At 39.5% G+C, this 24,672-nt stretch carries 21 protein-coding genes; 17 read left to right on the forward strand and 4 right to left on the reverse strand.

What is annotated here, in order from left to right:
* The first annotated feature begins 7 nt into the window (after positions 1-7).
* On the forward strand, positions 8-1,144 hold the full coding sequence (gene dprA, locus GHNINEIG_RS00920; protein WP_135794916.1) for a DNA-processing protein DprA: 1,137 nt from the start codon (positions 8-10) through the stop codon (positions 1,142-1,144).
* Here the strand turns inward: dprA and GHNINEIG_RS00925 are convergent.
* Positions 1,141-2,043: a response regulator gene (locus GHNINEIG_RS00925; RefSeq protein ID WP_135794917.1), complete on the reverse strand. Its 903-nt coding sequence runs from the start codon at positions 2,041-2,043 to the stop codon at positions 1,141-1,143. The genes dprA and GHNINEIG_RS00925 overlap by 4 nt on opposite strands.
* A 261-nt stretch (positions 2,044-2,304) precedes the next feature.
* On the opposite strand from GHNINEIG_RS00925, the gene topA reads away from it, so the two are divergent.
* A complete protein-coding gene (gene topA / locus GHNINEIG_RS00930) occupies positions 2,305-4,809 on the forward strand; it encodes a type I DNA topoisomerase (protein ID WP_135794918.1) in 2,505 nt (834 codons plus the stop codon).
* A gap of 44 nt (positions 4,810-4,853) precedes the next feature.
* On the opposite strand, the gene GHNINEIG_RS00935 is transcribed toward topA, so the two are convergent.
* Positions 4,854-6,377: a sensor domain-containing diguanylate cyclase gene (locus GHNINEIG_RS00935; protein ID WP_135794919.1), complete on the reverse strand. Its 1,524-nt coding sequence runs from the start codon at positions 6,375-6,377 to the stop codon at positions 4,854-4,856.
* A 232-nt stretch (positions 6,378-6,609) separates the two neighbouring features.
* Between GHNINEIG_RS00935 and argS the strand changes: the two genes are divergently transcribed.
* Positions 6,610-8,388: an arginine--tRNA ligase gene (gene argS / locus GHNINEIG_RS00940; RefSeq protein ID WP_135794920.1), complete on the forward strand. Its 1,779-nt coding sequence runs from the start codon at positions 6,610-6,612 to the stop codon at positions 8,386-8,388.
* Between the two features lie 70 nt (positions 8,389-8,458).
* Positions 8,459-9,145, forward strand: a complete 687-nt coding sequence (locus tag GHNINEIG_RS00945) for an SPOR domain-containing protein (RefSeq protein ID WP_135794921.1) — start codon at positions 8,459-8,461, stop codon at positions 9,143-9,145.
* 38 nt (positions 9,146-9,183) lie between these two features.
* Here GHNINEIG_RS00945 and GHNINEIG_RS00950 read toward each other — a convergent pair whose 3' ends face one another.
* Positions 9,184-10,242, reverse strand: coding sequence for a GGDEF domain-containing protein (locus GHNINEIG_RS00950; protein ID WP_135794922.1), 1,059 nt, complete (start codon positions 10,240-10,242; stop codon positions 9,184-9,186).
* A gap of 168 nt (positions 10,243-10,410) precedes the next feature.
* Here GHNINEIG_RS00950 and GHNINEIG_RS00955 point away from each other — a divergent pair, with 168 nt between their 5' ends.
* Genes GHNINEIG_RS00955 through GHNINEIG_RS01000 form a run of 10 tightly spaced genes read left to right on the forward strand, consistent with a single transcriptional unit; the run spans position 10,411 to position 19,046 of the window.
* A complete protein-coding gene (locus GHNINEIG_RS00955) occupies positions 10,411-10,662 on the forward strand; it encodes an accessory factor UbiK family protein (RefSeq protein WP_135794923.1) in 252 nt (83 codons plus the stop codon).
* 14 nt (positions 10,663-10,676) lie between these two features.
* Positions 10,677-11,921 (forward strand): YifB family Mg chelatase-like AAA ATPase, encoded by a 1,245-nt coding sequence (locus tag GHNINEIG_RS00960; protein ID WP_223260905.1) that lies wholly within the window; start codon positions 10,677-10,679, stop codon positions 11,919-11,921.
* A complete protein-coding gene (locus GHNINEIG_RS00965; RefSeq protein ID WP_135794924.1) occupies positions 11,914-13,716 on the forward strand; it encodes a hypothetical protein in 1,803 nt (600 codons plus the stop codon). Before GHNINEIG_RS00960 ends, GHNINEIG_RS00965 begins: the two co-directional genes overlap by 8 nt.
* Complete coding sequence (locus tag GHNINEIG_RS00970) at positions 13,717-14,019, forward strand: hypothetical protein (RefSeq protein ID WP_135794925.1); 303 nt, start codon at positions 13,717-13,719, stop codon at positions 14,017-14,019. It begins immediately after the preceding gene.
* Between the two features lie 16 nt (positions 14,020-14,035).
* Positions 14,036-14,266, forward strand: a complete 231-nt coding sequence (locus tag GHNINEIG_RS00975; RefSeq protein ID WP_135794926.1) for a DUF2188 domain-containing protein — start codon at positions 14,036-14,038, stop codon at positions 14,264-14,266.
* 6 nt (positions 14,267-14,272) lie between these two features.
* Entirely contained in the window at positions 14,273-14,617 is a 345-nt protein-coding gene (locus GHNINEIG_RS00980; protein WP_135794927.1) for a hypothetical protein, read from the forward strand.
* A gap of 10 nt (positions 14,618-14,627) precedes the next feature.
* Positions 14,628-15,077 carry a thermonuclease family protein gene (locus GHNINEIG_RS00985; protein ID WP_135794928.1) on the forward strand — a complete coding sequence of 150 codons (450 nt, stop codon included), beginning with the start codon at positions 14,628-14,630 and terminating at the stop codon, positions 15,075-15,077.
* Positions 15,078-15,135: 58 nt separating this feature from the next.
* Positions 15,136-16,053 carry a phosphoribosyltransferase-like protein gene (locus GHNINEIG_RS00990; RefSeq protein ID WP_135794929.1) on the forward strand — a complete coding sequence of 306 codons (918 nt, stop codon included), beginning with the start codon at positions 15,136-15,138 and terminating at the stop codon, positions 16,051-16,053.
* Entirely contained in the window at positions 16,054-18,072 is a 2,019-nt protein-coding gene (locus GHNINEIG_RS00995; RefSeq protein ID WP_135794930.1) for an ORC-CDC6 family AAA ATPase, read from the forward strand. It abuts the gene before it with no gap.
* An 11-nt stretch (positions 18,073-18,083) separates the two neighbouring features.
* Positions 18,084-19,046: a hypothetical protein gene (locus GHNINEIG_RS01000; RefSeq protein ID WP_135794931.1), complete on the forward strand. Its 963-nt coding sequence runs from the start codon at positions 18,084-18,086 to the stop codon at positions 19,044-19,046.
* Here GHNINEIG_RS01000 and GHNINEIG_RS01005 read toward each other — a convergent pair.
* Positions 19,035-20,234 (reverse strand): N-6 DNA methylase, encoded by a 1,200-nt coding sequence (locus GHNINEIG_RS01005; protein ID WP_135794932.1) that lies wholly within the window; start codon positions 20,232-20,234, stop codon positions 19,035-19,037. The two genes, GHNINEIG_RS01000 and GHNINEIG_RS01005, sit on opposite strands and share 12 nt — an antisense overlap.
* 177 nt (positions 20,235-20,411) lie before the next feature.
* Here GHNINEIG_RS01005 and GHNINEIG_RS01010 point away from each other — a divergent pair, with 177 nt between their 5' ends.
* From GHNINEIG_RS01010 to GHNINEIG_RS01020, 3 genes are read left to right on the forward strand one after another with little or no spacing between them, the layout of a single operon-like run.
* Positions 20,412-20,699, forward strand: coding sequence for a hypothetical protein (locus GHNINEIG_RS01010; protein WP_135794933.1), 288 nt, complete (start codon positions 20,412-20,414; stop codon positions 20,697-20,699).
* A 32-nt stretch (positions 20,700-20,731) separates the two neighbouring features.
* Complete coding sequence (locus GHNINEIG_RS01015; protein ID WP_223260906.1) at positions 20,732-23,947, forward strand: Eco57I restriction-modification methylase domain-containing protein; 3,216 nt, start codon at positions 20,732-20,734, stop codon at positions 23,945-23,947.
* A gap of 23 nt (positions 23,948-23,970) precedes the next feature.
* Entirely contained in the window at positions 23,971-24,612 is a 642-nt protein-coding gene (locus GHNINEIG_RS01020; protein ID WP_135794934.1) for a transporter permease, read from the forward strand.
* The last annotated feature ends 60 nt before the right edge of the window (positions 24,613-24,672 follow it).

Genomic DNA, 24,672 nt, shown 5'->3' on the forward strand with positions numbered 1-24,672 from the left:
GTCACCTATGTCTGATTTAGACAACTTGCATGACTGGCTTTTATTACACTTTGCGCGCGTCAATGCAAAGCAATTGCCTCAAATTACATCTTATTTCGGCAGTATCTCACAAGCGATGGCTGCCTCGCAAGCGAGTTGGCAATCGAGTCAATTATTAACGCCTAAACAGCTTGAGCGTTTGTTCGACCCTGGCAATGACGTTCTTATCTCTGAGGCTGTTACTTGGTCACATCAGCCGGAACAAACCATTTTGACGTTAGAAGATGCGAGCTACCCTGAGTTACTGAAACGTATTTCAGACCCACCGATTTTGCTTTATGTCAGAGGGGATGTCAGTTTGCTCTCCGAACCTCAATTGGCGATTGTCGGCAGTCGGAATGCTTCTAAACAGGGACGCTTAACGGCCATGGACTTTGCACAGTATCTGGCCAGTGTCGGGTTAACAATCACCAGTGGGTTGGCGTCGGGTATTGATAAAGCGGCTCATGACGGTGCTTTGCAAGCAGAGGCTTCAAACTCGGACGGGATGCAAGGCACAACGGTCGCGGTGGTTGCAACCGGGCTCGATCGGGTTTACCCAGCAGCAAACCGAGAACTTGCACGTCAAATTGCCCAAAATGGCGCACTTGTATCAGAATACCCTCTGGGCACCAAACCCATGGCCCATTTTTTTCCACAACGTAACCGTATTATTTCCGGACTCAGCGTCGGCACTTTGGTCGTCGAAGCGGCATTGAAAAGTGGGTCGCTGATTACCGCTAGAACCGCTGTTGAACAAGATCGGGAAGTGTTCGCCGTGCCGGGTTCTATTAATAATCCCCAGGCAAAAGGATGTCACCAGTTGATTCGACAAGGAGCAAAATTGGTGGAATCAGGACAAGACATTTTGGAAGAACTATCCGCCATTTTACAATTATCCTTAAATGCTCCCTCTAATGCGCAAGAGGCACCGTATAACGAAAAAAATAAAGAGGAAGAACCGGGGAATCTTTTGCGTTATATTGAATTTGATCCTATCGGCTTGGATGAGTTGGCTGTACTCAGTAAGCTTCCTGTATCGGATATTCAGAGTCAATTGCTGATGTTGGAATTGGATGGTCGAATAGAGGCCTTATCGGCCGGAAGATGGCGTCGTTTGACTTAAATCTTTAACTGGGCGGTTTTGCAGCTGACCTTACGACCACCTTCCGAATATTCCAGTGCGTCAAAACTCAATTTGTTGGCCATCATGATTCCCCGTCCATGGTTATCCATGGCGCGGTCAATGGAGAACTCTAAATATTTTTCATAGTCAAACCCAGTGCCCATATCCGTAATCGTGACCGTCAGGTCAGAATCAGAGTGATCTAAGTCGACTGAGACATACTTTTTCTGGTTTTCCGGTAAGCTGAGTCGATAAGCAATTTCATCGTGCAGGCGTGCTTCATTGATCAACTGAGTTTTTTCGTCGTAGGTAATGCCTAAGTTACCATGCTCAACGGCATTGATCATTAATTCTAAATAACCAATCCCGATGCTATCCGGATCCTTGGTAAGAAACGCGATAAAGTTTGACAGATGTTTGGCTTCATCAAGCGTCTGGAATTGAAAGTGTCCACTTTTCATTAGAGGGAAGGCGGTGTTGATTCCCTCTATGGTGGTAAGCGCTTCCCGATGATTTTTAAAGTCTTTTAAAGCCGCATTAACAACTGAAATTAAGGTTTCTTTGGTAATTGGCTTAATTAGATAGTAGAATGCGCCAGCATTAATCCCGCGTTGAATTTCTGCTTCGCTGTTGGCAGAGGTTTGCAGAATAAACGGAATTTTTTTGTATTCAGGGTCTTCTTTAAGCTCTTCCAGCAACTGAATGCCATCTTTATTTGGCATTAGATAATCGGAAATGATGCAGTGGAAGAAATCTTTAGGTTTTTGGCGAATGAGATGAGAAGCTTCCTCCCCATCATTGGCAATGTATAAATTATAGTTTTCTGTTTTTAGAAAGCTTTGAAGCAGTTTTAAACTGATTAAATCGTCTTCTACAATCAGTAAATTGGCTTGTTTCATTACCTTTTATGCCTTTTTAAAACAATACTATAAGATGGGTTCTATGTCATAAGCTTAACATGTTTATGAATAGCTTCGCTACTCAAAATACAAGCCGAGGCCAAAGACTTGAGAGAAGCGACGGAATGGATTTGTGTACTAGAACTGAAAGAAAATCCGTCATGTTATGTTGCGCGGATTGATTGAAATAAAAGTTTGCAATTATTAGACTTTTTTTGCACTCTTTAAAAAATAAACCGACTGAAATAGAGAATAAAGCATATGACGAATTTGGTGATAGTGGAGTCTCCTGCTAAAGCTAAGACCATTGAAAAATACTTGGGCAAAGGGTTTACCGTTCGTTCAAGCTATGGCCATATCCGTGACATCCAGAAAAAAGGGATGGGGATTGATATTGAAAATGGTTTTATGCCGAATTACGAAATTTCGCCGGATAAAAAGAAGACCGTTACCGAATTGCGCAAACTAACCAAAGAAGCTGAAACTGTTTGGCTGGCAACGGATGAGGACCGCGAAGGGGAAGCCATTGCATGGCACCTAGCGGAAGCCTTAAAGCTAGATGTTAATGATACCAAACGTATTGTGTTTCATGAAATTACCAAAACGGCGATACAAAAAGCCATAGCCGAACCCCGTAAAGTGGATATGGACTTGGTTGAAGCGCAACAAGCCCGTCGTATTCTCGATCGTATCGTCGGGTTTGAGTTATCCCCTATTTTATGGAAAAAAATTCGAACAGGGTTGTCTGCCGGTCGTGTTCAATCTGTCGCTGTGCGTTTGATTGTTGAGAGAGAAAGAGAAATCGATGCATTTGAGTCGGATTATGTGTATCGCCTTCAAGGAACGTTGGATATTTTAGATGACAGCCAACAGGTCGTTGGAACGGTTGAGGTGAAGCGAGGCGCTGCCTTTAAGACGGAAGAAGAAGCGCAAGCCTATTTGGAACAAGCGAAATCGGCGGCATTGACGGTTTCGGCATTGGAAGAAAAACCGGCGAAAAAATCACCGAAAGCTCCTTTTACAACATCCACCCTGCAACAGGAAGCGTCTTCAAAACTGGGCTTTTCTGTCAAGCAGACCATGATGATTGCACAGCGTTTGTACGAGTCCGGGAAGATTACCTATATGCGTACCGACTCAGTCAATCTATCTGAGGAAGCCATTCAGAAGGCACATGATGAAATTGTCTCAGAGTTTGGCAAGTCTTATTCTAAAACGCGTCGCTATAAAACCAAAAATGCCGATGCGCAGGAAGCGCATGAAGCCATTCGACCGACTGATTTTTCAGTCAAGTCAGTGACGGGGGAACGCAATGAACAGCGTCTCTACCAGTTAATTTGGCGACGAGCGATTGCTTCTCAAATGGCAGATGCACAGTTAAAAAGAACCAATGTAGACATTGCTCTTGAAGGCATGCCTGCTGAAAAGCTGGTGGCGAAGGGTGAAGTCATTACGTTTGACGGTTTTCTGAAAGTTTATAACCTGGATGATGATGCTAAGGAAGGGCAATTACCACCATTGAAAGTCGGGCAGGCTTTGAAGTTAGGTGAATTGATTGTGAGACAGAGCTTTTCTAGACCTCCAGCTCGTTATAATGAGGCCAGCTTGGTTCGTACGCTGGAAGAAATGGGAATTGGCCGTCCTTCTACTTATGCGCCAACCATTGATACCATTCAACAGCGGGGATATGTGGTCAAAGAAGATCGGGAAGGGCGACAACGTGAGTATCGTCAATTGTCGCTGACGGCTGATGGTATGGACGTGAATACGCTGACCGAAACGACGGGAACGGAAAAGAATAAGCTCTTTCCAACCGATATCGCCGGGATCGTCACCGACTTTTTGGTGAAACATTTTGGTGATGTACTGGATTATCAGTTTACAGCCTCGGTGGAATCTGAATTCGACATCATTGCGCAGGGCAAAGAGTCTTGGCAGGAGATGTTGACCAAGTTTTACCAGCAGTTCCACCCTCGAGTGGACGCTGCAGAAGATGTTTCCAGAGAAGAAGCGGGGCAGTCGCGTGCTTTAGGAGATGACCCAAAAACCGGTAAACCGATGTTCGTTAAAATCGGACGGTTTGGTCCTTATGTGCAATTAGGCGATGGTGAAAATGAAGAGAAACCGACCTTTGCCAGCTTGATGCCTGGGCAAAAGATGGACACGCTAAAATTAGAAGAAGCATTGGAGCTGTTCAAATTACCGCGTGAAGTCGGTGAGATGCCGGAGTCGTTTTCCGCCAAAGCGGTTGATGGCACTGAGTTTGCCGTTGAAAAAGGGCAAATGATTATTGCCAAACAAGGCCCTTTCGGTCCGTACTTGGAATACGGTCCGAAAAAATATGCGCCAATTAAAGGGTTTGACCCTCTGAGTATTGAACTGGAAGATGCCGTCGCATTGATTGAGTCGAAAATCGTAACTGAAGCGGAAAAAATTATTAAGGTTTTCCCTGGAACCGATGTGAAGATTTTAAAAGGTCGGTGGGGGCCTTATATCACAGATGTGACAACGAAAAAGAACGCGAAAATCAAAAAAGATGAAGAGGCATTGGAACTTAGCCTAGAAGAGTGTCAAAAACGTTTGGACGAAGCGCCAGAACCGAAAAAACGTGGGCGAGCGGCGGCGAAAAAGAAAACGCCTGCTAAAAAAGCTACCGCTAAAAAAACCACCACCAAGAAGCCAGCGGCTAAGAAAAAACCGGCGGCGAAAAAAACGCCTGCTAAAAAACCAGCGCGTAAAACGCCAGCCAAAAAGACGTCTGACTAGTAAAGAGTTTTCTTACATTAGATGAGGGGTGTCATGGCTAAAATCTACCAGGCCTGGTAGATTTTATAACGGCCTTTTCCTGCATTTTTTGCTTGGTACATCGCTTGGTCGGCATGCTTCAGCAAGGTTTCTTTGGTTGAACCGTGATCCGGGAAAAGGGCGATGCCAATACTGGAACCAATTTTAATTTCATGGTCACCAATTTTGAAGGGCTGACTGAGTAGTTGATTGAGATTGTTACCAATTTCATTGAGTTGTTCAGGTGTGGTGTAAGCACGGCACAAAATCACAAATTCATCCCCACCTACACGAGCAAATAATGTGTCTTCGGCGATATGTTCAGCGATGAGTTCGCTCACCGATTTAAGCAGATGATCTCCCGTATCATGTCCCAGAGTATCATTGACAGTTTTGAAGTTATCTAAATCTAAAAACATCAAAGTAAACTTGTTGCCAGAATTCTTAAAGGCTTGCAGCCATTCATCTAGCGCCTGATAAAAGTAATTTCGGTTCGGTAACCCGGTGACAATGTCTGTATTTGCTAAAAAACTCAACTCCTGTTGGGTTTGTTTTAATTCCGTAATATCGGTATAAACCAAAGCATAATGCGTTGTCTGAGTGGTTTGGTGAATGACCTTTTGGCAATCCACCAAACTGGAGCGAGCCAACTCGCCGTTGGTGTGGTGTAGTGTCAATTCACCGCGCCAAGCCAGGTCCTTGTCCACTTGGCTTAAAATGTCCTGTGGTGGTTCGTCCTGTAAATTATCCAACAGATCTTTGAGCGTCATTTTAGCCAAGTCGGACTGCGTTAAGCCAAACGCGTCATGGAAGGCGGGATTCGTACGAATAAAGGATAAGTTTTCATTGGTAATCGCAATGGCTTCCTGAGTGTTTTCAAGTAAGATTTTATCTAGCGTCAGCTCTTCTTCCAATTGTTTTTGTTGAGTGATGTTTAAGCGGACGCAACTTAATTTTTCAACATTGCCGAGCTCATTGGTGATGGTTTGTCCGCGATCATATACCCAAATATACTCTCCATTGACGTCCATGACGCGATGAGTGTCTTCGTAATCGGTTATTTGGTGGCTGAGAAGTTTCAGGAGCTTTTTTTGGACCTGTTCTTGATCCAGCGGATGGATACGGGCTTGCCAGGCGTGTAAGTCTTGCGGAAAGTCATGCTGTGTAAAGCCGATCATGTCTTGCCATAAATCTGAAAAATACGCTTGATTGTTTTTGATGTCCCATTCCCAATACGCTAGGCGCCCACAATCTAAGACGAAAGATAATCGCTTTTTTTCCAATTCATGTTGCCGTTTGAGAGTTCGGAGTTTTTGCTTGGTTTCTTCCGCTTGTCTTAGGGTGTCTTGGTTGAGTTTTTGGAATCGTTTATAGCCGATAAAAGCGAATAAAAAGAATAACGCGATGGCAATTTGAAAGTACAGATTCCAATTAATGTCGACTTCCGTGATCGGGGCAATAGGGTACTGAGAGGCCATAAATAAAAAGCCGAAAACGATCAGAAAAAAAGCAGAAAAGTAGCGAAATGAAGAAGAATTACCTGTCTTCATGTCTTCCAAGCCTGGCAAATTGATAAAAGCATATCACCATTGATAAGTATTTTTTGTAAGTAAATGAGATTATTGAAAAAAAAAAGCCTCATGTAAAGAAGTAATTTGAAATCAATGACTGAGAGAATGTTCGGAAAAATAATGAATTTATCCAGATTTTATCGGATAGTTGGTTTGAGAAAAGGTAAAATATGCGGTTAATTTTAAAGAATCAATAAAGAGATCAGTCAGCATGAAGCACCAAGTTGCAGAAATTTTGTCAGAGGTTATCGATCAGTTCAAACAGGAGGGGATTTTAGATGCCTCATTTCAACCCCGTGTGAACGTAGAGAATACCCGCGATAAGTCGCACGGTGACTTCGCGACAAACCTTGCGATGATGTTGACCAAGGTGGTTGGTAAACCTCCTAGAGAGGTTGCTGAAATGATTGTGGCGCGCTTGCCGACATCCGAAGTGATTGAAAAAGTCGAAATTGCCGGCCCAGGGTTTATTAACTTTTTTGTATTGGACGTGGCCAAGTTTGATGTTTTGTCCTCAATTTTAGAAGCGGGTGACACTTTTGGTGAATGTAATGTCGGGCAAGGACGTTCGGTGTTGGTGGAATATGTTTCGGCAAACCCAACGGGACCTTTGCATGTTGGTCATGGCCGAGGGGCAGCTTATGGTGCCAGTGTTGCCAGCTTATTATCAAAAGCAGGCTTTAGAGTTTCTCGCGAGTATTATGTCAATGATGCCGGGCGTCAAATGGATATCTTGGCCGCTTCAACTTGGCTACGTTACCTTCAACACTGTGGTGAAGAATTAATTTTCCCGAGCAATGGCTATAAAGGGGACTATATCTTTGATATTGCGCAGTCTTTATATGAAGAAAAAGGCGACGCATTGAGACAGTCTGCAGAAAGCGTGTTTGAAGGCGTGGCCGATGATGAAGTGACCAATGCAGAAGGTGAAACCTTAGGCGATAAAGAAAAACATATCGATGACTTGATTGAAAAAGCCAAAGCGTTGCTGGGTGAGGAACATTATCGTGTGGTGTTTGATAAAGCGTTAGAGGCGATTCTGGGAGACATCCGCGAGGACCTAGCCGAGTTCGGCGTCGAGTTTGAAAACTGGTTTTCAGAACGCTCTTTGATGGATTCAGGTGTGATTGATGCGGCTCTTGAAAAATTACAGGCAGCCGGCAAAATCTATGAAAAGAAAGGGGCTTTGTGGTTTAAGTCGTCGGAGTATGGCGATGAAAAAGACCGCGTGGTGGTGCGCGAGAATGGTTTGAAAACGTATTTTGCGTCGGATATCGCTTACCATTTCAACAAGCTTGAAAGAGGCTTTGATGTGTTGATTGATATTTGGGGGTCAGATCACCACGGTTATGTCCCACGCGTGAAAGCAGCGATGCAAGCACTGGATACCAACCCTGACGCTTTAGAAGTACTGCTTGTGCAGTTTGCTGTGCTATACCGTGGCGGTGAAAAGCTTGCCATGTCGACACGCTCAGGACAGTTTGTGACTTTACGTGAACTACGAGATGAAGTCGGGGCTGATGCGGCACGGTTCTTTTATGTGCAACGTAAGTCCGAGCAGCATATGGATTTTGATTTGGATTTGGCAAAATCTAAATCAAATGAGAACCCTGTTTATTATATTCAATATGCCCATGCTCGAATTTGTCAGGTACTGTCTTTGGCAGAAGAACGAGGCTATCAATTAGATACAGAAATGGGGCTGGCTAACCTGAACCGTTTGACACAAGAGCCTGAAGCTGATTTGGCAACCTTGTTGGCCAAGTATCCTGAGATTATTGCTCGGGCCGCATTGGCGTATGAGCCCCATCAAATCGCATATTATTTGAAAGAACTTGCACATGGCCTGCATGCGTATTACAACTCAACCCAGTTTATCGTTGAGTATGAACCTTTAAGAAATGCACGCTTGACCTTAGTTGTTGCGGTGCGCCAAGTGTTACAGAATGGTTTAAAATTACTAAGTGTTGCCGCACCGGAAAAGATGTAAGGAGCTAAAAGCTGTTGAAACAAGGTATTTCAAATAACTGGGTTTTGGTTCTTTGCCAAAAGGAACGGGTATGAAACAGTACACGCGTGATTACCGGCATGGCCATTCATCACGGCAGCCCTTTCAACGCAAATCGCAATTGACGCAAGAGGAAGCCGAGCCGGTTACCTCGGGATCTTCAAAGTGGATTTGGCTTGTTGCTTTAGGGCTGACAATTGCTTTGATTCTTGGTTTTATCACTGTTCAGCACTTTGCACAAAATGGTGTTAAGTCGTCTGAAAAGGCGATTCAATCCTCCGTGACAACAACTCAGACACCGAATTTTAACCCTCAAACGTCTACCGCAAAAGTAGCGCAAGAAAAAGTTGTTTCCGAGCAAAAGCAGCCATTGGTTGTCGAAAGCTTACCTGCGACACCGGAACAGACACAGGAAGAAAAACCGGTGCATTATACTTTTTATGAAGGGTTGGCTGAGACGGAGGTGATTGTGGATGCCGTTCCTATTTCCGTTGCTTTGGCATCTCCTTATTACATTCAAGCGGGAACCTTTGGGTCGAAAGAAGTCGCGCAGAGAGAGAAAAATCGATTAAAGTCGCATGGACAGGATTTGACAATTTCTGTACTGAAACAAGATGACCGGGTTTACTATCGGTTACGCGTTGGGCCTTTCAAGGATCGTTTGGCTATGAATAAAAAGCGAAATGAACTTCGCGCGTTAGGGGTTGATACACTGCTTATTAAAGCGAAATCAAATTAACTTTGACTGAACAATATACTTCAACCAACCAGGCCTGGTTATTTTAGTGGTTTGGCTGTTTCCAGTTCTTCGTCGGTAATGATTCGGTTTCGCCCTTGGTTTTTTGCTTCATAAAGCGCATCATCCGCTCGCTTAATCCATTCATCAAGGGTTTCATGTTCTTCGCCTTTGTAGACGGCAAGCCCAAATGAAGCCGTAATTTTTCCTAATGTTTTCTCTGAGTCTTTACGTTTAAGTTTGGCAATTTCCAAGCTGTGTCGAATCGATTCCGCTCGTTCTTTCGCTTTTTCAAGACTGCTATGGGATAGCAGAATTGCAAACTCTTCCCCGCCATAACGGCAAACGGTTTCTGTATCGTCTCTGGTTTTTTTCATTAAGTTTGCGAAGTATCTGAGAACGCTGTCGCCAACCAGATGGCCAAATGTATCGTTAAAACGCTTGAAATGGTCAATGTCAGTTAAAATCAACACTAAGCTTTGAGGATTGTCTTGGGTGCTGTCCGCTAAGTCTTGAATGGCGTGGTTGAATGCCTTACGGTTTCCAACTTCGGTTAATTCATCGGTTAAGGTTTCTGCCCGCGCTTCAATCAGCTCTTTTCGTAATCGAAGAATTTCCTCGTTACTGTTGAGCATCTCTTGCTGAAATTCTTCACTGGATTGCTTCATGGATGAAGCGGTGTTTAAGACAGAATGGGTCAGTTCTTTCAATGTCTCCGCATCAATATCTTTTGACGCAAGGGAAGTGGTGTATTGATTTAAATCTTGAGTGTGCTTTTCAAGCTTATCGCTCCACACGTTCATCTTTTTGATCACAAGGTTGATCAGGCGTTTGAAGGCACGGTCAAAGTCATTTCCTGAGTGTTCATCTGAAAAATACTCATCATACAGGCGTCGTCCTAAGCGGTCATTGTAGCCAAAAGGATCTTGTAACGCATTGTCCATTTCTTGACGGAATTTGGGATGATCCCCTTTGTAATACTGATACCAGATATAGTAATTCAGGGGTGTCGGATTAATGTCTTGCTCTTCGAAAATATCAATGAGTTGAACGAAAATGCGCTGAGCTTTTTCGGGGACATCTTTAATATCTATCAACATAATCCTTTCCTGTGTTTCATTTAGGGTTGGTGTGCGTCAATGTGATGGAACTAACATATTTATACATTTTAGGCGTAATCCCTCGTCGGTTTCATAGAAAAAAACGAGTAGATAGAGTATAGTAAATTTTTACCATTCTTGCGTTGAATTTGGTTGTTAGGAGAAAAAATGATTAGCCCACAGCAGATTGAATCGATTGTTGAAACCATTAGTCAAACAATCCCACCAGGATTTGGCAAGCTCCCTGAATCGATACAGCTGAATTTAAAGCAAACGTTGGCCAGCACTTTTGAAAAAATGGATTTGGTGTCTCGGCAAGAATTTGATATTCAGGCCGGCGTGTTGGCGAAAACGCGTGCAAAACTCGAAGCGTTGGAAAAGCAGGTTGCCGCTTTAGAATCCCAACAAAAAGATGACTGATTAACGGATATTGCATGGCAAGCTCTCCAGGACAGTATTCGACTCTATTTTCACGAACCGTTTCTGGAGTTCAGGCTCCTGAAGTACAAGTCGAAGTGCACAGCACTAATGGTCTGCCCAGTTTGTCAATTGTCGGGCTTCCTGAAGCATCCGTTAAAGAAAGTCGTGATCGTGTTCGCAGTGCATTGCTCAGCAGCGGGTTTTCTTTACCCCCAAAACGTATTACCATTAATTTAGCGCCAGCCGATATTCCCAAGCAAGGTGGTCGTTATGATCTCCCGATCGCTTTGGGGATATTAAAGGCCACTGGGCAATTAAATGCGGTTCGCTCCTTAGCAGAGTATGAGTTTTTGGGCGAACTGGCTTTGAATGGTGACGTTCGTCCTGTGCCAGGTGTCTTACCTGCCGTGATTCAAGCTAAAAATGTAGCGCGTACTTTGGTTGTCCCGGAATCGAATTTAGAGGAAGCCGGCTTTGTCGATGGTGCCGAAGTTTATGGCGCGACGACGTTGCTGGAGGTCTGCCAGTTTTTGATGTCACCAGAATCCACTTTGTCACGCCCTTCTACGCTAGATATAACCGCTGCAAACTATGCTGAAGATATTTCCGATATTAGAGGGCAAATTCAGGCAAAAAGAGTGTTGGAAGTGTGTGCTTCAGGGGGACACTCTTTGTTAATGATGGGCCCTCCCGGATCGGGTAAAAGTATGTTGGCTTCGCGGTTAGTGACCTTATTGCCTGCGTTAGATTTGAGCCAGGCTATTGATGTTGCGTCAATTCATTCCGTTGCCGGGAAAACAATTTCAACGGATCAGTTTTTTCAAAGAAAACTGGTTCAACCCCACCATACCGCCACGGCAGCGGCAATGGTTGGAGGCGGGACAGGAGGGGTGCCCAAACCGGGCGCGATTTCTTTAGCGCACCACTCCATTTTATTTTTAGATGAATTGCCGGAATTCAATCGTTCTGTACTGGAAGCTTTGCGAGAGCCTCTTGAAACTCGAAGAGTTGAAATCGCCCGGGTCAACCAGAAAGTGACCTACCCGGCTTCTGTGCAATTGGTTTGCGCAATGAACCCAACGCCTTCAGGTTATTTTCAGGATGATCCCTTGGGGCGTTGTTGTCAACTCCAAAATTATTTGATAATTACAAAAATAAATGAGAATCTACAAAATTATTTGAGAATAAGGTTCTGTTTTAATTTGTTTCAAATTTTGCTTCTGTTCAGCCTTTTAAATCAAAGGAGGCTGAGTGGCTGAAAAATTCAAATTAAAAAACTTTGCCGAACAGTGTGAACCAGATAAGTTTTATAGATTAGATATACTGAGGGGCGTTTCTTTTGATGAAGCTTATGACCCTTCAATGCCCTTCCGGACGCTTATAGTCAATTTTTCTTTATATAAACCTTTTTACCAGTCACTAGAAGAAATTAAAGCCATTCCTGCAAAAGATATTTTCAAATCTTTTCAAGTTGAAAATGACGTATTAGAGTTAAAAGTTGATGTCACTAATCAGATATTTTTGAAGCCAGGTACCGTATGGAAAAATGGTTCTCCTGTTTGGGAACCATCTGAATTTTTTAATGTTTCAATTAATCAATCGCAAAGTAAATTTGTAACGTTAAGCTCAGAAAAAAAATCTGGAACGAAGATGCCTTTTATTCAGAATGGGTTGGGTGTTCAGTTCGTAAAATATCCCAATTCAAAAATAAATGGGAATACAGTAGATATTCTTATCCCAACTACAGAAATTATTAGATATTACTTCTCTGGCTCAACTTATTTCACTCAGCAGTTATTTAATGGAGCTTTAAAGTCATTTGAGTATTATCAGCAAGCAAATAAGCTTTTTTATGACTTTAATTTTGATAAAACGACTAAGACGGTTTACATTTGGCTTAAAAGGCATTGCTATGACTCGGATGCAGTACTGATAGCTCGAGCGTTAGCAGATTCTGAGGCAATGAAAGCAATGAGTTATATTTATGCTTCACTGACTAATACCAAGAAAAATTTTAACTTCACAGAAGCATGTCCTAGAACCAACCTACCGTTTTCTGATGGAACTGATATGGAGGTTTTAGGGCAATGGCTCCCTCCAAGGGATGGTGAAGAAGAATTCACGACCTTCATTGTTCGAACAATCGAAAAATGCGAGCATTCTTTTCCATTTCATCGAGTTGAAATTGAATCACTTGATTCCTACAAATCAAGTGGTGCTATTGATAATGAGTCCTCTCCAAAACCATCCTACAAGAAAGAAAGGAAAGATAATTCTGAACAGCCTGAATTAACTCAAGATGAAAAGCCGACAAATGGCATTGAAGCTGAAGAGCTGGAGTTTTATCAACAAAGGTTTAGTCACTTACATGGTGATATGATTACGAAAGTAAAAAAAGTTTCTGAAAAAGAAAAAGTGCGTCGGTTTAAAGAGGAAGAAGACGCTACTGATTCTAATGACGGGAGTTCTTTGCCTGGTGATTATTCAAAAGATAACAATCTTCAAGCTTGGCAAAATCGAATCAATGATGCTGAGCCTATTCCTATTTCAGATCGTATTACATCTGTATCTAATGCTGTATCAATAATCCTTAATAAACGACAGGATTTATCTGCTCAGGAATTACCGGTTGGTTGTACTGATTATTCATCCCCCTTTAGGCTTTATGATTTTGAACGACCAAAGGGAAAATCAGGCAATTATTCTTGGGATACTGTAGTAGGCAGGCAGCGTAAAGCTCTGTTTTTAGCTATTTCAAATCAAAAAGGCCAAACGGTTTATTTATTGGAGATTGAAGGAAAAGAGAAGGTTGGTTTTTCTTTATTCCTTTTTGGCGGGTACCAAGGAAGGAACTTAGATGAGTCAAATGGTGCCCGATCTTTGTTGTTTCAAATAGCGAATAACTCTGGAAATGGTATTGCAAGCAAGGTTCTCAATGACTTTGAATTCATATCCAGCTTGAAACATATCGCTACTGATGATGATAGTTTTGTTGATCGGGTACATAGAGCGATTAATAGTGTATTTAATGATTTAGATGGTAGGGTTTCTTGAGTGCCTGCTAAAACAATAGCCATTGCTGCCATAATTGCAGTCAGTGGTGTCACTAATGACTCTCCAAAGGAGAAAGTCCTTTTTGGTGGCGATATGGACCGTATTGCAACGGAACGCTGCATTGATGATGACAGAGATATTTACAAGGGTTTTACGCTCACATCCGATTATAAACTAGGATATTTTAAGGTTAACTGTCAGATTCTTGAGACAACAACTGGTGATTATTATGCAGCCAAAGGTGTGTATCATAAATACTCGGATATTATGAAAACGTTAATTGTATTATTTGAAAAGCGGTAATTTACGGAGGTTTACAATGTCTAAGAAAAGCACTCATGTGGTACCAAATAAAGAACGTGGTGGTTGGGATATTCGGCAGTCTGGTTCAGAGAGGTCGTCCGGTCATTTTGATACTAAAAAAGAAGCTGAATCTCGTGCAAGAGAAATAAGTCGTAATCAGGAAACTGAATTGATGATTCACAATAAAGATGGAAAAATTGCCGAAAAAGATAGTCATGGCAATGATCCCCATCCTCCGAAAGGATAAAGTTTTATGATGAGTTTTAAAGATTATCTCGCTTGTGATGATGTAAATAAAATTACCGATGTTACTGACCAATTTCATTACGAAGACATTAGTAATGAGCATAGAGATGAGGATAGCCAATTAGTTTCTTGTGGTCAGGATGATTCATATAATGAACTCAAGTATATTTATAATCAACATTTGTCTGTCTATGTTGAGGAAGGAGATATAACTAAGGAACAAGCCATAAAAGCTCTTTGCGAGGTTTGTCATATGTTTGATTCAGAGCGGCGTAATCGTGACGAGTTCTATCATAAGTTGTCTAGACTTCTAGAGGTGGAAGTTCCATTTCCCGGTTGCAGAGGCAGATAGAAAATTTTACATGTTTTATTTTCATCAGTTTTTTATATTCCTTGTTTGGAGTATTGGTTCATTAAATACCTCTGTTGCTTCTGAGAAAAGTTATGGTTCGGTTACTGTGGATGAAGTCACTAGTATTTATGATGGTGATACATTTCGTGTAAACATCCATTCATGGCCTAAAATTGCAGGGAAAAGGATGCCTGTCAGAATAAATGGCATTGATACGCCAGAGTTAAGGGCAAAGTGTCAGTTTGAAAAAGACCTTGCAGTTAAGGCCAAGCAGTTTACTGTTTCAATGCTTAGATCAGCTAATAAGATTGAGTTGATGAATATTAAGCGAGGGAAGTATTTTCGAATTATAGCTGATGTTCTGATTGACAGAAAAGATTTGGCTAAAAGTCTAATTGCAAAAGGTTTAGCTGTTAAATATGACGGTGGTACTAAGGTTGATTGGTGCGAAAAAGACTAAGTTAATTAATGAGTTATTTTAGAATCGAGTTTAATAAAAAATTTTATAGGGTAAGTTTGTGACATTTCATATTCCTGACGAAGGACATCATTTCTTTGATCAAACTGTTGGTAAAGTTAATACTTTGATTTCCAAAAAGGTATGGGCTGAAATTGAAATGCTTTCTTTTAGTGCTTGGTTAAGAAACTTTAAAACAGATGAAGAAAAATATTTTGCAGCTCATCTCTTAGACGCACTGATTTTTCGAAGTAATAAAATGATACATTCCAGTTATTTCGATATTTTCAATCAAAGAATTCCGAAGGCATTAAGAGATAGTGGGCTTCAAAATTTAATAAGAGATTATTCAAATAATTTACGCAGAAATATTGAATTTCCACTAAAGTTTGTAACTGTAGAAAAAAGCTCTCCTGGCGCCAGTGGCGATTTGTTTATACGTTCTTTTAGAAGGCATTTGAGAATTAAACAACATCATGTAATAAGCTTAGATACAGCTGTCCAGCAAGCGGATACGATTGATGTTCTGGTTTTCATTGATGATATTACTGGTACAGGGCGTCAGTTTTCAAAGTGCTTGAATAAGGTGTATGCAAATAGTGATAGAAGTTTGTATGAAATTTTTAGGCATAAACTAATTATTTATTGTCCTCTTATCGGCCACACAAAAGCTATAAACAAAATAGATGCTAACTTTCCTTCAGTTCAAACTTTGCCTGTAGAGATATTAAGTGATGAACATGGATTTTTTTATTCAACAAATGGAAAATTCAGGGATGGGGTAAATTCCATCGATGATGCTAAAAACTTTTATAAAGACATATTTTATAGACGAGGTTTAAATCCAGGTTATACTTTTGGGTATAAAAAGCAGGCATTAACATGCTTTTTTTCAAACTTTTCTTCTCCAAATAATAGCCTGCCAATTTTTTATCATGATGAAGATTTAGATAAATGGAACCCTCTTTTTGGACGATAAATGATGAACGAAAATATCAAAGATGCATTCACAAAAAATCGAGCCGAATACTATCCTGATGATGTATATGGTTTGTTTGCAATCCCTCCATTTGTAAAGAATTATAACTTTATCAATACAAACCAATCATGGCGGATTGTTGGGGCTAGAGGAACTGGCAAAACGATGTTTTTAAAATCACTTTGTCATGCCACGGTCTTCTCGCCGAAAAAAAATGATATTAGTTTGGAGTCAATTAAAAATATTGGTATTTATTGGAGGCCTGACACACAGTTGTGTTCTCTAATTACCGATAACTGGCTAGGTTCGCAATGGAAAATGGCTTTCTTGCATTATTTAACTTTAATTTTATTGGAAGAAATTTATTACTCATTAAAAAGTATTCAGAAATCAAAGCTTGAACTTGATGGAAAGGAATTACTCAAGATAGAACTAGATCCAGTTTTAAGTGAATGTTTTGAGCAAACAATTAAATGTATATCTGATTTAAAAGATTTTTGTAACCAACAAAAACTAAAGCTATCATTTTGGTTGAATAATTATAATAGTGTTGAGCAGCCAAAGTTTCTATCCCCATTTCCTTTAATTCCGACAATTGTTGATGACATTTCTAGGCAAGTAAGTGAGTTGTATGAAATGTCTTATATGGTTTATGTTGATGAATACGAAAATCTTGCTGCTGGTCAGCAAGCATTAATTAATGATTTTATTAAGCATAGCAGACCGAGACTTAGATTCAGTTTTGCTATGAAAAAATACGCCGATATTTGTTGGGAAACAAGTGGTACCGAAAAAATAAGTGAGACCCATGATTTTAGAACAATAGATCTAGATGGCGAAACTTCTAGTGAAGAATTCAAATTAATGGCAGCTGAGTTTGTTGTTTATAGGTTGAGGCATGTCGGAGCAATCGACTCAGATCCAGACTATGATAATCCCGAAATTCTTACAGAAGAAAAGCAATTGAGTTTGAGATTGGATGATTATCGAGTTCAAAAATTTGTTGATATAGCATCAAAAATTTTTCCATCATGTAGCTCTAGCGATGTTGCGGCAGAAATTATTAATGATAAGACTTTGAGAAATAAGGTGTTGAGCATAATAAAGCTAGGCTTGAAAAGTTCTGGCATTCAGGGAAATGCTATTAAACCTCAGGATTTTATTATTGATAGTCAACCAGAAGCATCAATCGTTTCTGCGGCGATCCTTAATAGAAAAAAACAAGATCCGCAGCAGGTATTGAATGATCTTATCGAGTGGGCAGGTGGCAATAAAGAAAACAATCAGTTTAAAGGGTGGATTGAAAATAATATTTTCGGCGTAATTTTTATGATTTACAAATCCTTTCCTAAACGAACTTGTCCCTTGTATGCGGGGTTTGACCGGTTTTGTATTTTGTCTAGAAAAAACATGAGACATTTTCAAGAGTTATGTCATGAAGCACTTATTGAGTCATTATCAGAGTCGGGTACTAAGTTTTCTTCAATACCAATTAACATACAAGCGCATGCAGCTCGTAGAGTTAGTGAAAAGAATTTGATAGAAGTTGTTCCTAGTCTCGGCCAACATGGTGAAAGCCTAAGAAATTTTGTAGCGAGATTGGGGATGATATTTTCCGTAGCTGCAAAAAGATATTCTCAAAGCGAACCAGAAATAAATCACTTTTCTATTAACATTTCTTCAGGATCAAGTTTGCCAATTGAATTGCAGGATCTGATTCGAAGTGCGAAAGTTTGGAATGTTTTGTTTGAAGAAAATAAAACCAAAAGTAAATCAGATGATATTGCAGATAAAGACTATATTTTAAACCCTATTTTTGCGCCCTTTTATGGGATTAGTTACAGAAAAATTCGGAAGATCGATTTTAATGAGAATGAAGTAAATGTTCTTTTTCTTGGAGGTGAAGAGGAATTTAACAATATTTATAAGCGTTATTTATCACGCTGGAAGAATGCTGAAGTTGAAGTCGAAGTTGAAGTTGGTAAAGTTATTTCTCATCAAGACCAAATCGATTTCTAGGATTTATTTAGATGAAGTTTTTATGTGATCAGAAAGCGATTTCCATTGAAGGAATTAATTTAAGAAGTGATTACGACTGCGTGTTCATTGGAACTCAAGTTGATTTAGATGACCGTTCGGAGTTGATAAATCGATACATTGTAGATGTCTATTCAGAGCAAAGAATATTTAAGGTTTCATATGAAAGTCAAACTTTTCAAATGATTATTAATGGAGTTGAATACACTCTTCCGGAAGCAGTTGAATATATAAAAAGTATTTCAGGAAATCGTGTGCTTATTGAATGCACAACAATCGACTTTGTTGAACTTACACTCATATTGCGAGAAGTCTACGATAAAGTAGACTCAATTGACTTTTTATATTTAACACCAGATGCTTATGGTAAAGCCTTATCTCCATCAATTAGTAGACACGATTTTCGCTTAAGTGACTCTTTCAGTAAGTCTATGCCGGTGCCAGGCTTTACCCCAATGCTTGGTTCTCATGGCAGCAAGGTCAATTTAGTTGCGTTTGTTGGTTTTGAAGGAAGTAGGCTTGGTAGAGTTTTGAATGATGATGAAAATTCAACAATAAAAAAGCTAATGATTGCTTTCGCAATTCCCCCATTCCAATCTGGCTGGGAAAATCATTCAATTTTTCAACACACACAATTTCTCGAAAATAATGACTGTGATGAAGCTGAATTCATTTCTGCGAACTCTCCTTTATCAACTTATGAGTTTTTATCGAAAAGAGTTGAGCCAACAATAGAAGATAGTGATGTCTTACAGTTAGCTGCCTATGGAACTAAACCGTGTTCTATTGGTGCTTCAATTTATGCAGTTGAAAAACTGAATGAGCAGGCTAGTAGAATTGAATCTGGAAATTACTCAATGGGGTTGCAAGTGTCTTTGCAGTATGATTTTCCGAACAAATCGACAAAAAGATCATCAGGCATTGGACATTATTATTTGTATAGTTTAACGGTTTAAACCGATTATAGGCAGGTTTAAGATGTCGCTGTTCGTTAGAAGTTTTGTACAGCTACCTTTTGAGTGAATGTCTCGCCAGCTTTTACTATCTTCGGTTTGTAGAGACTCAAAAACTATAGGTGCAATTTTTTTAGGCAAATTTAATCTGAATACAGAATCTGTGATAACAGCATTCCCGTAAGTAATTAGAGCTTGATGTTGATGGCAACTACGGCCAATTCTTGGAATTAGAATATCGCTTTTTTTAGCAACGTGTTTTGCATTGTACCTTTGCATCAAATCTTCGCAGCCTTCTAGGCTAATGTCTTGAGTTTCAAATTCTTTAAAGGAGGAGCTATGAAAAAAAACAGTTTTATCATGTTCTAACTGTTTTTTTGTTTTGTTCCCACGGTCTAAAGAATAAATTACTTCCCCAAGCGAAGTGTATTTTTCTTTTAAAGCTTTGAACCTTTCTATTTGAGATAGGTATTTCACGTCAGCCCTTAAAACAGAATGCTTTTTATCAACGGTTTTGATTTTGTTCACTTGACCGTTTTTTGAAATCGTACCAATTTGAATTTTTAAGTCTGGATTAATTGTTTTTTCACCCGACACTAAATATGTTCTGACTTCTGCTTCATCAAAATATTGCTCGTTAATTTCATAAATTGAGATGTTTCTAAGGTTCTTAAAAATATACGTTCTAACAAAGTCCATTTTCTCATTAGAAATGATTGACTCAGGAAGTATCAGAGAAACTCTACCCCCAATTTTTGTTGCTTCTATATATTTGGCAATAAAAATAATTTCAGCACGAATACTCGTTCCTATTTTTAATATTTTTCCAGAATAGTTTCTTTCACAAATATCTGCTAATTGAGGTGTGACTTTTGTTTTTATAAATGGAGGGTTTCCTAATGAGATGTCGTAAAATTCTTTCTCAAATTCGTATAGTAGAGAATCTTCATTTCTAACATCCCAAGTGCACTGGGATTGCTTTAAATATTCAATATTTTTTGAATCAATATCATAAGCATGAAAATAGCTGTTAACTAACTTCGCTTGAAGGGGTTTAAGTAATGAGCCGTGGCCACATGTCATATCAATAATTTTCAGAGGCTCTTTAGCTTCTGAAGATATAACTAGTTCAGACATTAATTCACTGATGTATTCTGGCGTGTAAAATTGACCTAATTTTGATTTTTTCATAAAAAAGCACGTCTTTTCATTTTATTTAATATGATTTTATCAAATCTATTATGTATAATCTACTAAAAATTATTATAAAATCATATTTTTATTATGCGAAATCATATAGATAAAGAGTCGTTAGAAAAAATTTGTGATCGCTTTTTGCAGGTCTCTGAAGATTGTTTAGGGTTGAACATGAAAACTCTGGCAGAAAAGCTGGGCTATACCAACCAATCGACGTTAACTAAAGTGAGAAAACGAAAAGGATTTATTGGTCCGGATAAACTAAACCAATTTGGATCTTTAACCAATGAAAAGGGACAACATCCGAGCATCCACTTTATTATTACTGGAGAAGAGCCGGTTTTTGTTGATAAAAAAATAAAGAGAATTGAAGATGATGAAATTGATTTGCTTCTAAATCGTCTTGTTAGCAAGCTTGGAAAAAATAAAGCTAAAGCTCTTTTAGAGCTTATTGTATAGGCTTAAAGAATAGTACTCTGGATAAAAATATTGTGAACAAAATAGAAAAAGCATTTAATCAAATAAATACAAAGCGCCAAAAGCCTTGGTCTGGAGAAGAAGAGGTTAGATTAGCTTGGATTCAAGCAATTGAAGGAGCGACAGGGTTACATCTGAATGCCGAGCGTGATCGAAAAGATGCAAGCCTTAATCATGTCATTGTTGAATTTAAAGCTCCAAGATTATTTAACGGTAAAAAGACTAGCCCTAAATTTATTGAAGCAACAGAGCAGCGCTTACTTCCATATATTCAAACTGAATCACAAAAGACAGGTATACCTGAATCTGATTTTATCGGGATTGCTATTGATGGTGAACATGTTTGCTTTGCTCAGGTTGTAAATGGCCAGGTTCATTCTCAGCAACTTATTCCATTTTCTGAGTATGCCGTAGGGATAGTAATTGATGCCTTTATTTCTGACACAAGAAAAGCATTAACAACAGAAAACTTGTTAGCTGATTTTGGTCATGGTTCTCCGGGTGCTAAAGAACTAATGCAAAATCTGTCAGATGGTTTGGCTAGTGAAATTCAGCAGCCAAAAAATAACAAAGTAAAAATGTTATTTGAAGAGTGGAGAACACTTTATGGTCAGGTAGCTGATATGTCAGTTCTTCAAGCTGAAGCGATTTCTAAAGAAATGTCTTTCACATGGAATGGTAAAGTTGAAGATTCGCTACCTGCAAGACTATTTGTCATCCATACCTATAACTCTCTACTCATAAAGCTAATTGCAGCTGAAATAGTCTCTGCACATGGATTAACATCTATTGAGTACCCAGCCCAAGCAATGGCTGCAATGCAAGACGATCAAACGCTTGTTAATTCATTGGAATTTGAAATTGAGCGTTCCAAAATTTTTGAACAGGCCGGCATAAAAGGGTTCGTTGAAGAGGCAATATTTAGCTGGTATTTGGATATCATTAAACAGCAATTGGCGGCTAACGAAAACACTTTACTAATCTCATTAAGAAAGGTTTTATCTGTACTTTCTTTTTATAGTTTGACTCAGCTTTCAAACACCAGAGATGTCTTGAGAGACCTGTACCAAGGTCTTGTACCTGGAAAACTTCGCCAGTCACTTGGTGAGTTTTATACACCTGATTGGCTAGTAGATTTTACGCTATCACAGGCAAATAAAGGTTCTTGGCTGGATAAAAGAGTGCTCGATCCAACAGCGGGGTCAGGAGCCTTTTTGATTGCCTTGATTCGCAAAAAAATAGCAGAAGCAAGAGTTAATAAGTGGAATGACTTGGAAACACTAGAGCATGTTTGTTCAACGGTATGGGGGTTTGATTTAAACCCTCTTGCTGTTCAAACAGCTCGTGTAAATTTTCTTATGGAGATTTCAGGGCTTTTAAAGTCATGCAAAGGCATAGACATTGAATTACCTGTACTACTGGCCGATGCTATTTACTCACCCGCACAAAATCCGAAAGATAGTCAAAAAATTGTGCAGTATAAGATTGGTAGCCAGGTTGCTAAATTAGATATTTTACTTCCATCTGAGCTGGCGCTGAATCGTGAACGTCTTGATGATGTTTTTGCAAGAATGGGAGAGGATGTCGAATCAGATCTTGAGTTTGATAAGGTAGAAGAAAATTTAGTCAAATACGGTTATGTATCAATTGAAGAAATGTCTGATTGGTCAGAGCCTTTATCGTATACCTACAACCAAGTATTAGAATTACATCGAAAACAGTGGAACGGGATTTGGTTCAGAATCGTTCGAAATTTCTTTTGGTCTGCAACTGCAGGCGAGTTCGATTGCATTGTAGGTAATCCCCCCTGGGTTCGTTGGTCAAAACTTCCAGGTGCTTATCGCGATAGGGTGAAGCCAACCTGTGAAGACTACGGTATTTTTTCTAAAACGAAGCGTCATGGTGGTAATGAGTTAGATATTTCGGCCATGATTACATATGCAGTATCTGATAAATGGTTGAATGATGGGGGTTGCCTTGCATTTGTTATAACTGGTACGCTTTTCAAAAACCCATCATCAGCCGGTTTTAGAACCTTTAAGCTCGAATCAACTAATCCAGATTCCGCATTTCTTCAACCTATCCATATCGATGACTTTAAAGCACTGAAGCCATTTGAAGATGCTTCAAATCACACTGTTGTATCGGTATTCAGAAAAACCAAAGTGCCTGCAGTATACCCCGTCCCGTACACAATATGGAATGCAAAAACGGGCCAGAAAAAAGCTATACCTCCAACAGTTAGTCTGTCTGATATGACAAATATAATTGAACCAGATTATAAGGAAGCATTTCCTGTTAGTGAAGATGGCTCACCTTGGGCTATTTTGAAGACTGGTAGGTTTGATGCAATCAAATATTTGTCGTCTGAGTGTAATTGGACACAGGGGAGAAAAGGGATTACAGCAGATTTAAATGGTGTCTATTTCGTTCCTATATTACAAGATAATGGAAAGCTTGTTGAAATTAGAAGTCGTCCAGAAGCTGGTAGAAAGGACATTGGAGTCGCCAAAACTCAGTGGGTTGAACCTGACTTGCTTTATCCTCTAATTAAAGGCGCTAGTGATTTTGAGCCGTGTTACCTGAAGCTTAAAGATCCGAAATATAACAAAGAGCGTCTCTATACCTTTGTCCCTAATAATGCCATTTCAAAAGAAGCGTATCAGGAATGCGAAGATAATTTGAACAGCCCAGTTCTCAAGAAAACTAAAGCTTGGTTTAAAGGATTTGAAACGTTATTGTTAGATCGTTCAACTTATCGCAGACAAATGAAGAACGCACCGTATCAGGCTGTTTACAATGTTGGTGACTATACCTTTAAACCTTGGAAAGTCGTTTGGCCTGAGATGTCATCAAGTTTTTACGCTGCCGTTGCAGCTTCTGATGATATGCCGGTAATTGGCGAGAGAGTTTTTATTCCAGATCATAAAGTTTATTTTGCTTCATTTGACAATAAAGAAACGGCTTATTTCTTATGCGGTCTCCTTAATACAGAAACGGTTCGAGAATGGCTTGACAGCCACAATGTATCTATTCAGGTTGCTAATGTGTTTAAACATTTGTCATTGCCTATTTTTGATGACTCGAACAGTGACCATATCAATCTATCAATTCTTATAGAGCAAGTCCATGGAACGCATGATAAAAAAGCAAGAAGTAAACTTTTATCTAAGGCACTAAGTCTTGCAGAAAATATTTTATTAAAATGGAGTTCAAGTAAAACGATTTGAGCAAAATCTTTACGGAGTGAAATGTGAATGAATTAGCTGTTTTGATAGGCATAATACTTTTTCCAGGATTTATCTCAGCGATAACTGCTGAAAAAATTACTTCCCATGTTAAGCCCTGGGGTGCTTTGAAGTATGGGATCTATTCTTTTGTGCTTGGTGTTATGTCCTATGCTGTGATTCAAGCTGTAATATTGATTTGGCAAGTTATATTTGAGAACCCAGTTCAATATTATTATTTATCAGTCTGGTCTTTTATTTTCGATCCCTCATTAAAATTTGAACTTGCAGATGTTTTTTGGGCTACCATGATCGCAATTCCGCTTGGTATATTAGCCGCGGCAATTGTTTATCATAAACGTTTAAATAGAATAGCTAAGTTTTTTAATGCGTCGTTTAAATATGGAGATGAAAATCTATTTAGTTATTTTTTGAGTGCAGAAGATACTGATTGGATTTATGTAAGAGATAAAGAAAAAGGTTTGACTTATCAAGGAAGGGTTGTGTCTTATTCAGAAAATGAATCTTTTCAAGAACTAGTTATGATGGATGTGACAGTGTTTGGGTATGATGATTCTGAAGAGTATTACTCCGTTCCAAAGTTATATTTATCAAAAAAATTGGGCGGTTTCTCTATAGAGTCTATTCCCAATGAGTTATTAGAATAGGAACAGTCATGAGCGATAAGATAAGACGAAAAGATGGTGGAAGAAACCCCGTAGATCGAG

The organism is Hydrogenovibrio crunogenus, assembly GCF_004786015.1.
Classification (GTDB): Bacteria; Pseudomonadota; Gammaproteobacteria; order Thiomicrospirales; family Thiomicrospiraceae; genus Hydrogenovibrio; species Hydrogenovibrio crunogenus.

Coding starts and splice junctions, on each gene's coding strand:
- dprA (WP_135794916.1), top strand. CDS start 8: ATGTCTGATTTAGACAACTTGCATGACTGGCTTTTATTACACTTTGCG.
- GHNINEIG_RS00925 (WP_135794917.1), bottom strand. CDS start 2,043: ATGAAACAAGCCAATTTACTGATTGTAGAAGACGATTTAATCAGTTTA.
- topA (WP_135794918.1), top strand. CDS start 2,305: ATGACGAATTTGGTGATAGTGGAGTCTCCTGCTAAAGCTAAGACCATT.
- GHNINEIG_RS00935 (WP_135794919.1), bottom strand. CDS start 6,377: ATGAAGACAGGTAATTCTTCTTCATTTCGCTACTTTTCTGCTTTTTTT.
- argS (WP_135794920.1), top strand. CDS start 6,610: ATGAAGCACCAAGTTGCAGAAATTTTGTCAGAGGTTATCGATCAGTTC.
- GHNINEIG_RS00945 (WP_135794921.1), top strand. CDS start 8,459: ATGAAACAGTACACGCGTGATTACCGGCATGGCCATTCATCACGGCAG.
- GHNINEIG_RS00950 (WP_135794922.1), bottom strand. CDS start 10,242: ATGTTGATAGATATTAAAGATGTCCCCGAAAAAGCTCAGCGCATTTTC.
- GHNINEIG_RS00955 (WP_135794923.1), top strand. CDS start 10,411: ATGATTAGCCCACAGCAGATTGAATCGATTGTTGAAACCATTAGTCAA.
- GHNINEIG_RS00960 (WP_223260905.1), top strand. CDS start 10,677: ATGGCAAGCTCTCCAGGACAGTATTCGACTCTATTTTCACGAACCGTT.
- GHNINEIG_RS00975 (WP_135794926.1), top strand. CDS start 14,036: ATGTCTAAGAAAAGCACTCATGTGGTACCAAATAAAGAACGTGGTGGT.
- GHNINEIG_RS00980 (WP_135794927.1), top strand. CDS start 14,273: ATGATGAGTTTTAAAGATTATCTCGCTTGTGATGATGTAAATAAAATT.
- GHNINEIG_RS00985 (WP_135794928.1), top strand. CDS start 14,628: ATGTTTTATTTTCATCAGTTTTTTATATTCCTTGTTTGGAGTATTGGT.
- GHNINEIG_RS00995 (WP_135794930.1), top strand. CDS start 16,054: ATGATGAACGAAAATATCAAAGATGCATTCACAAAAAATCGAGCCGAA.
- GHNINEIG_RS01000 (WP_135794931.1), top strand. CDS start 18,084: ATGAAGTTTTTATGTGATCAGAAAGCGATTTCCATTGAAGGAATTAAT.
- GHNINEIG_RS01005 (WP_135794932.1), bottom strand. CDS start 20,234: ATGAAAAAATCAAAATTAGGTCAATTTTACACGCCAGAATACATCAGT.
- GHNINEIG_RS01010 (WP_135794933.1), top strand. CDS start 20,412: ATGAAAACTCTGGCAGAAAAGCTGGGCTATACCAACCAATCGACGTTA.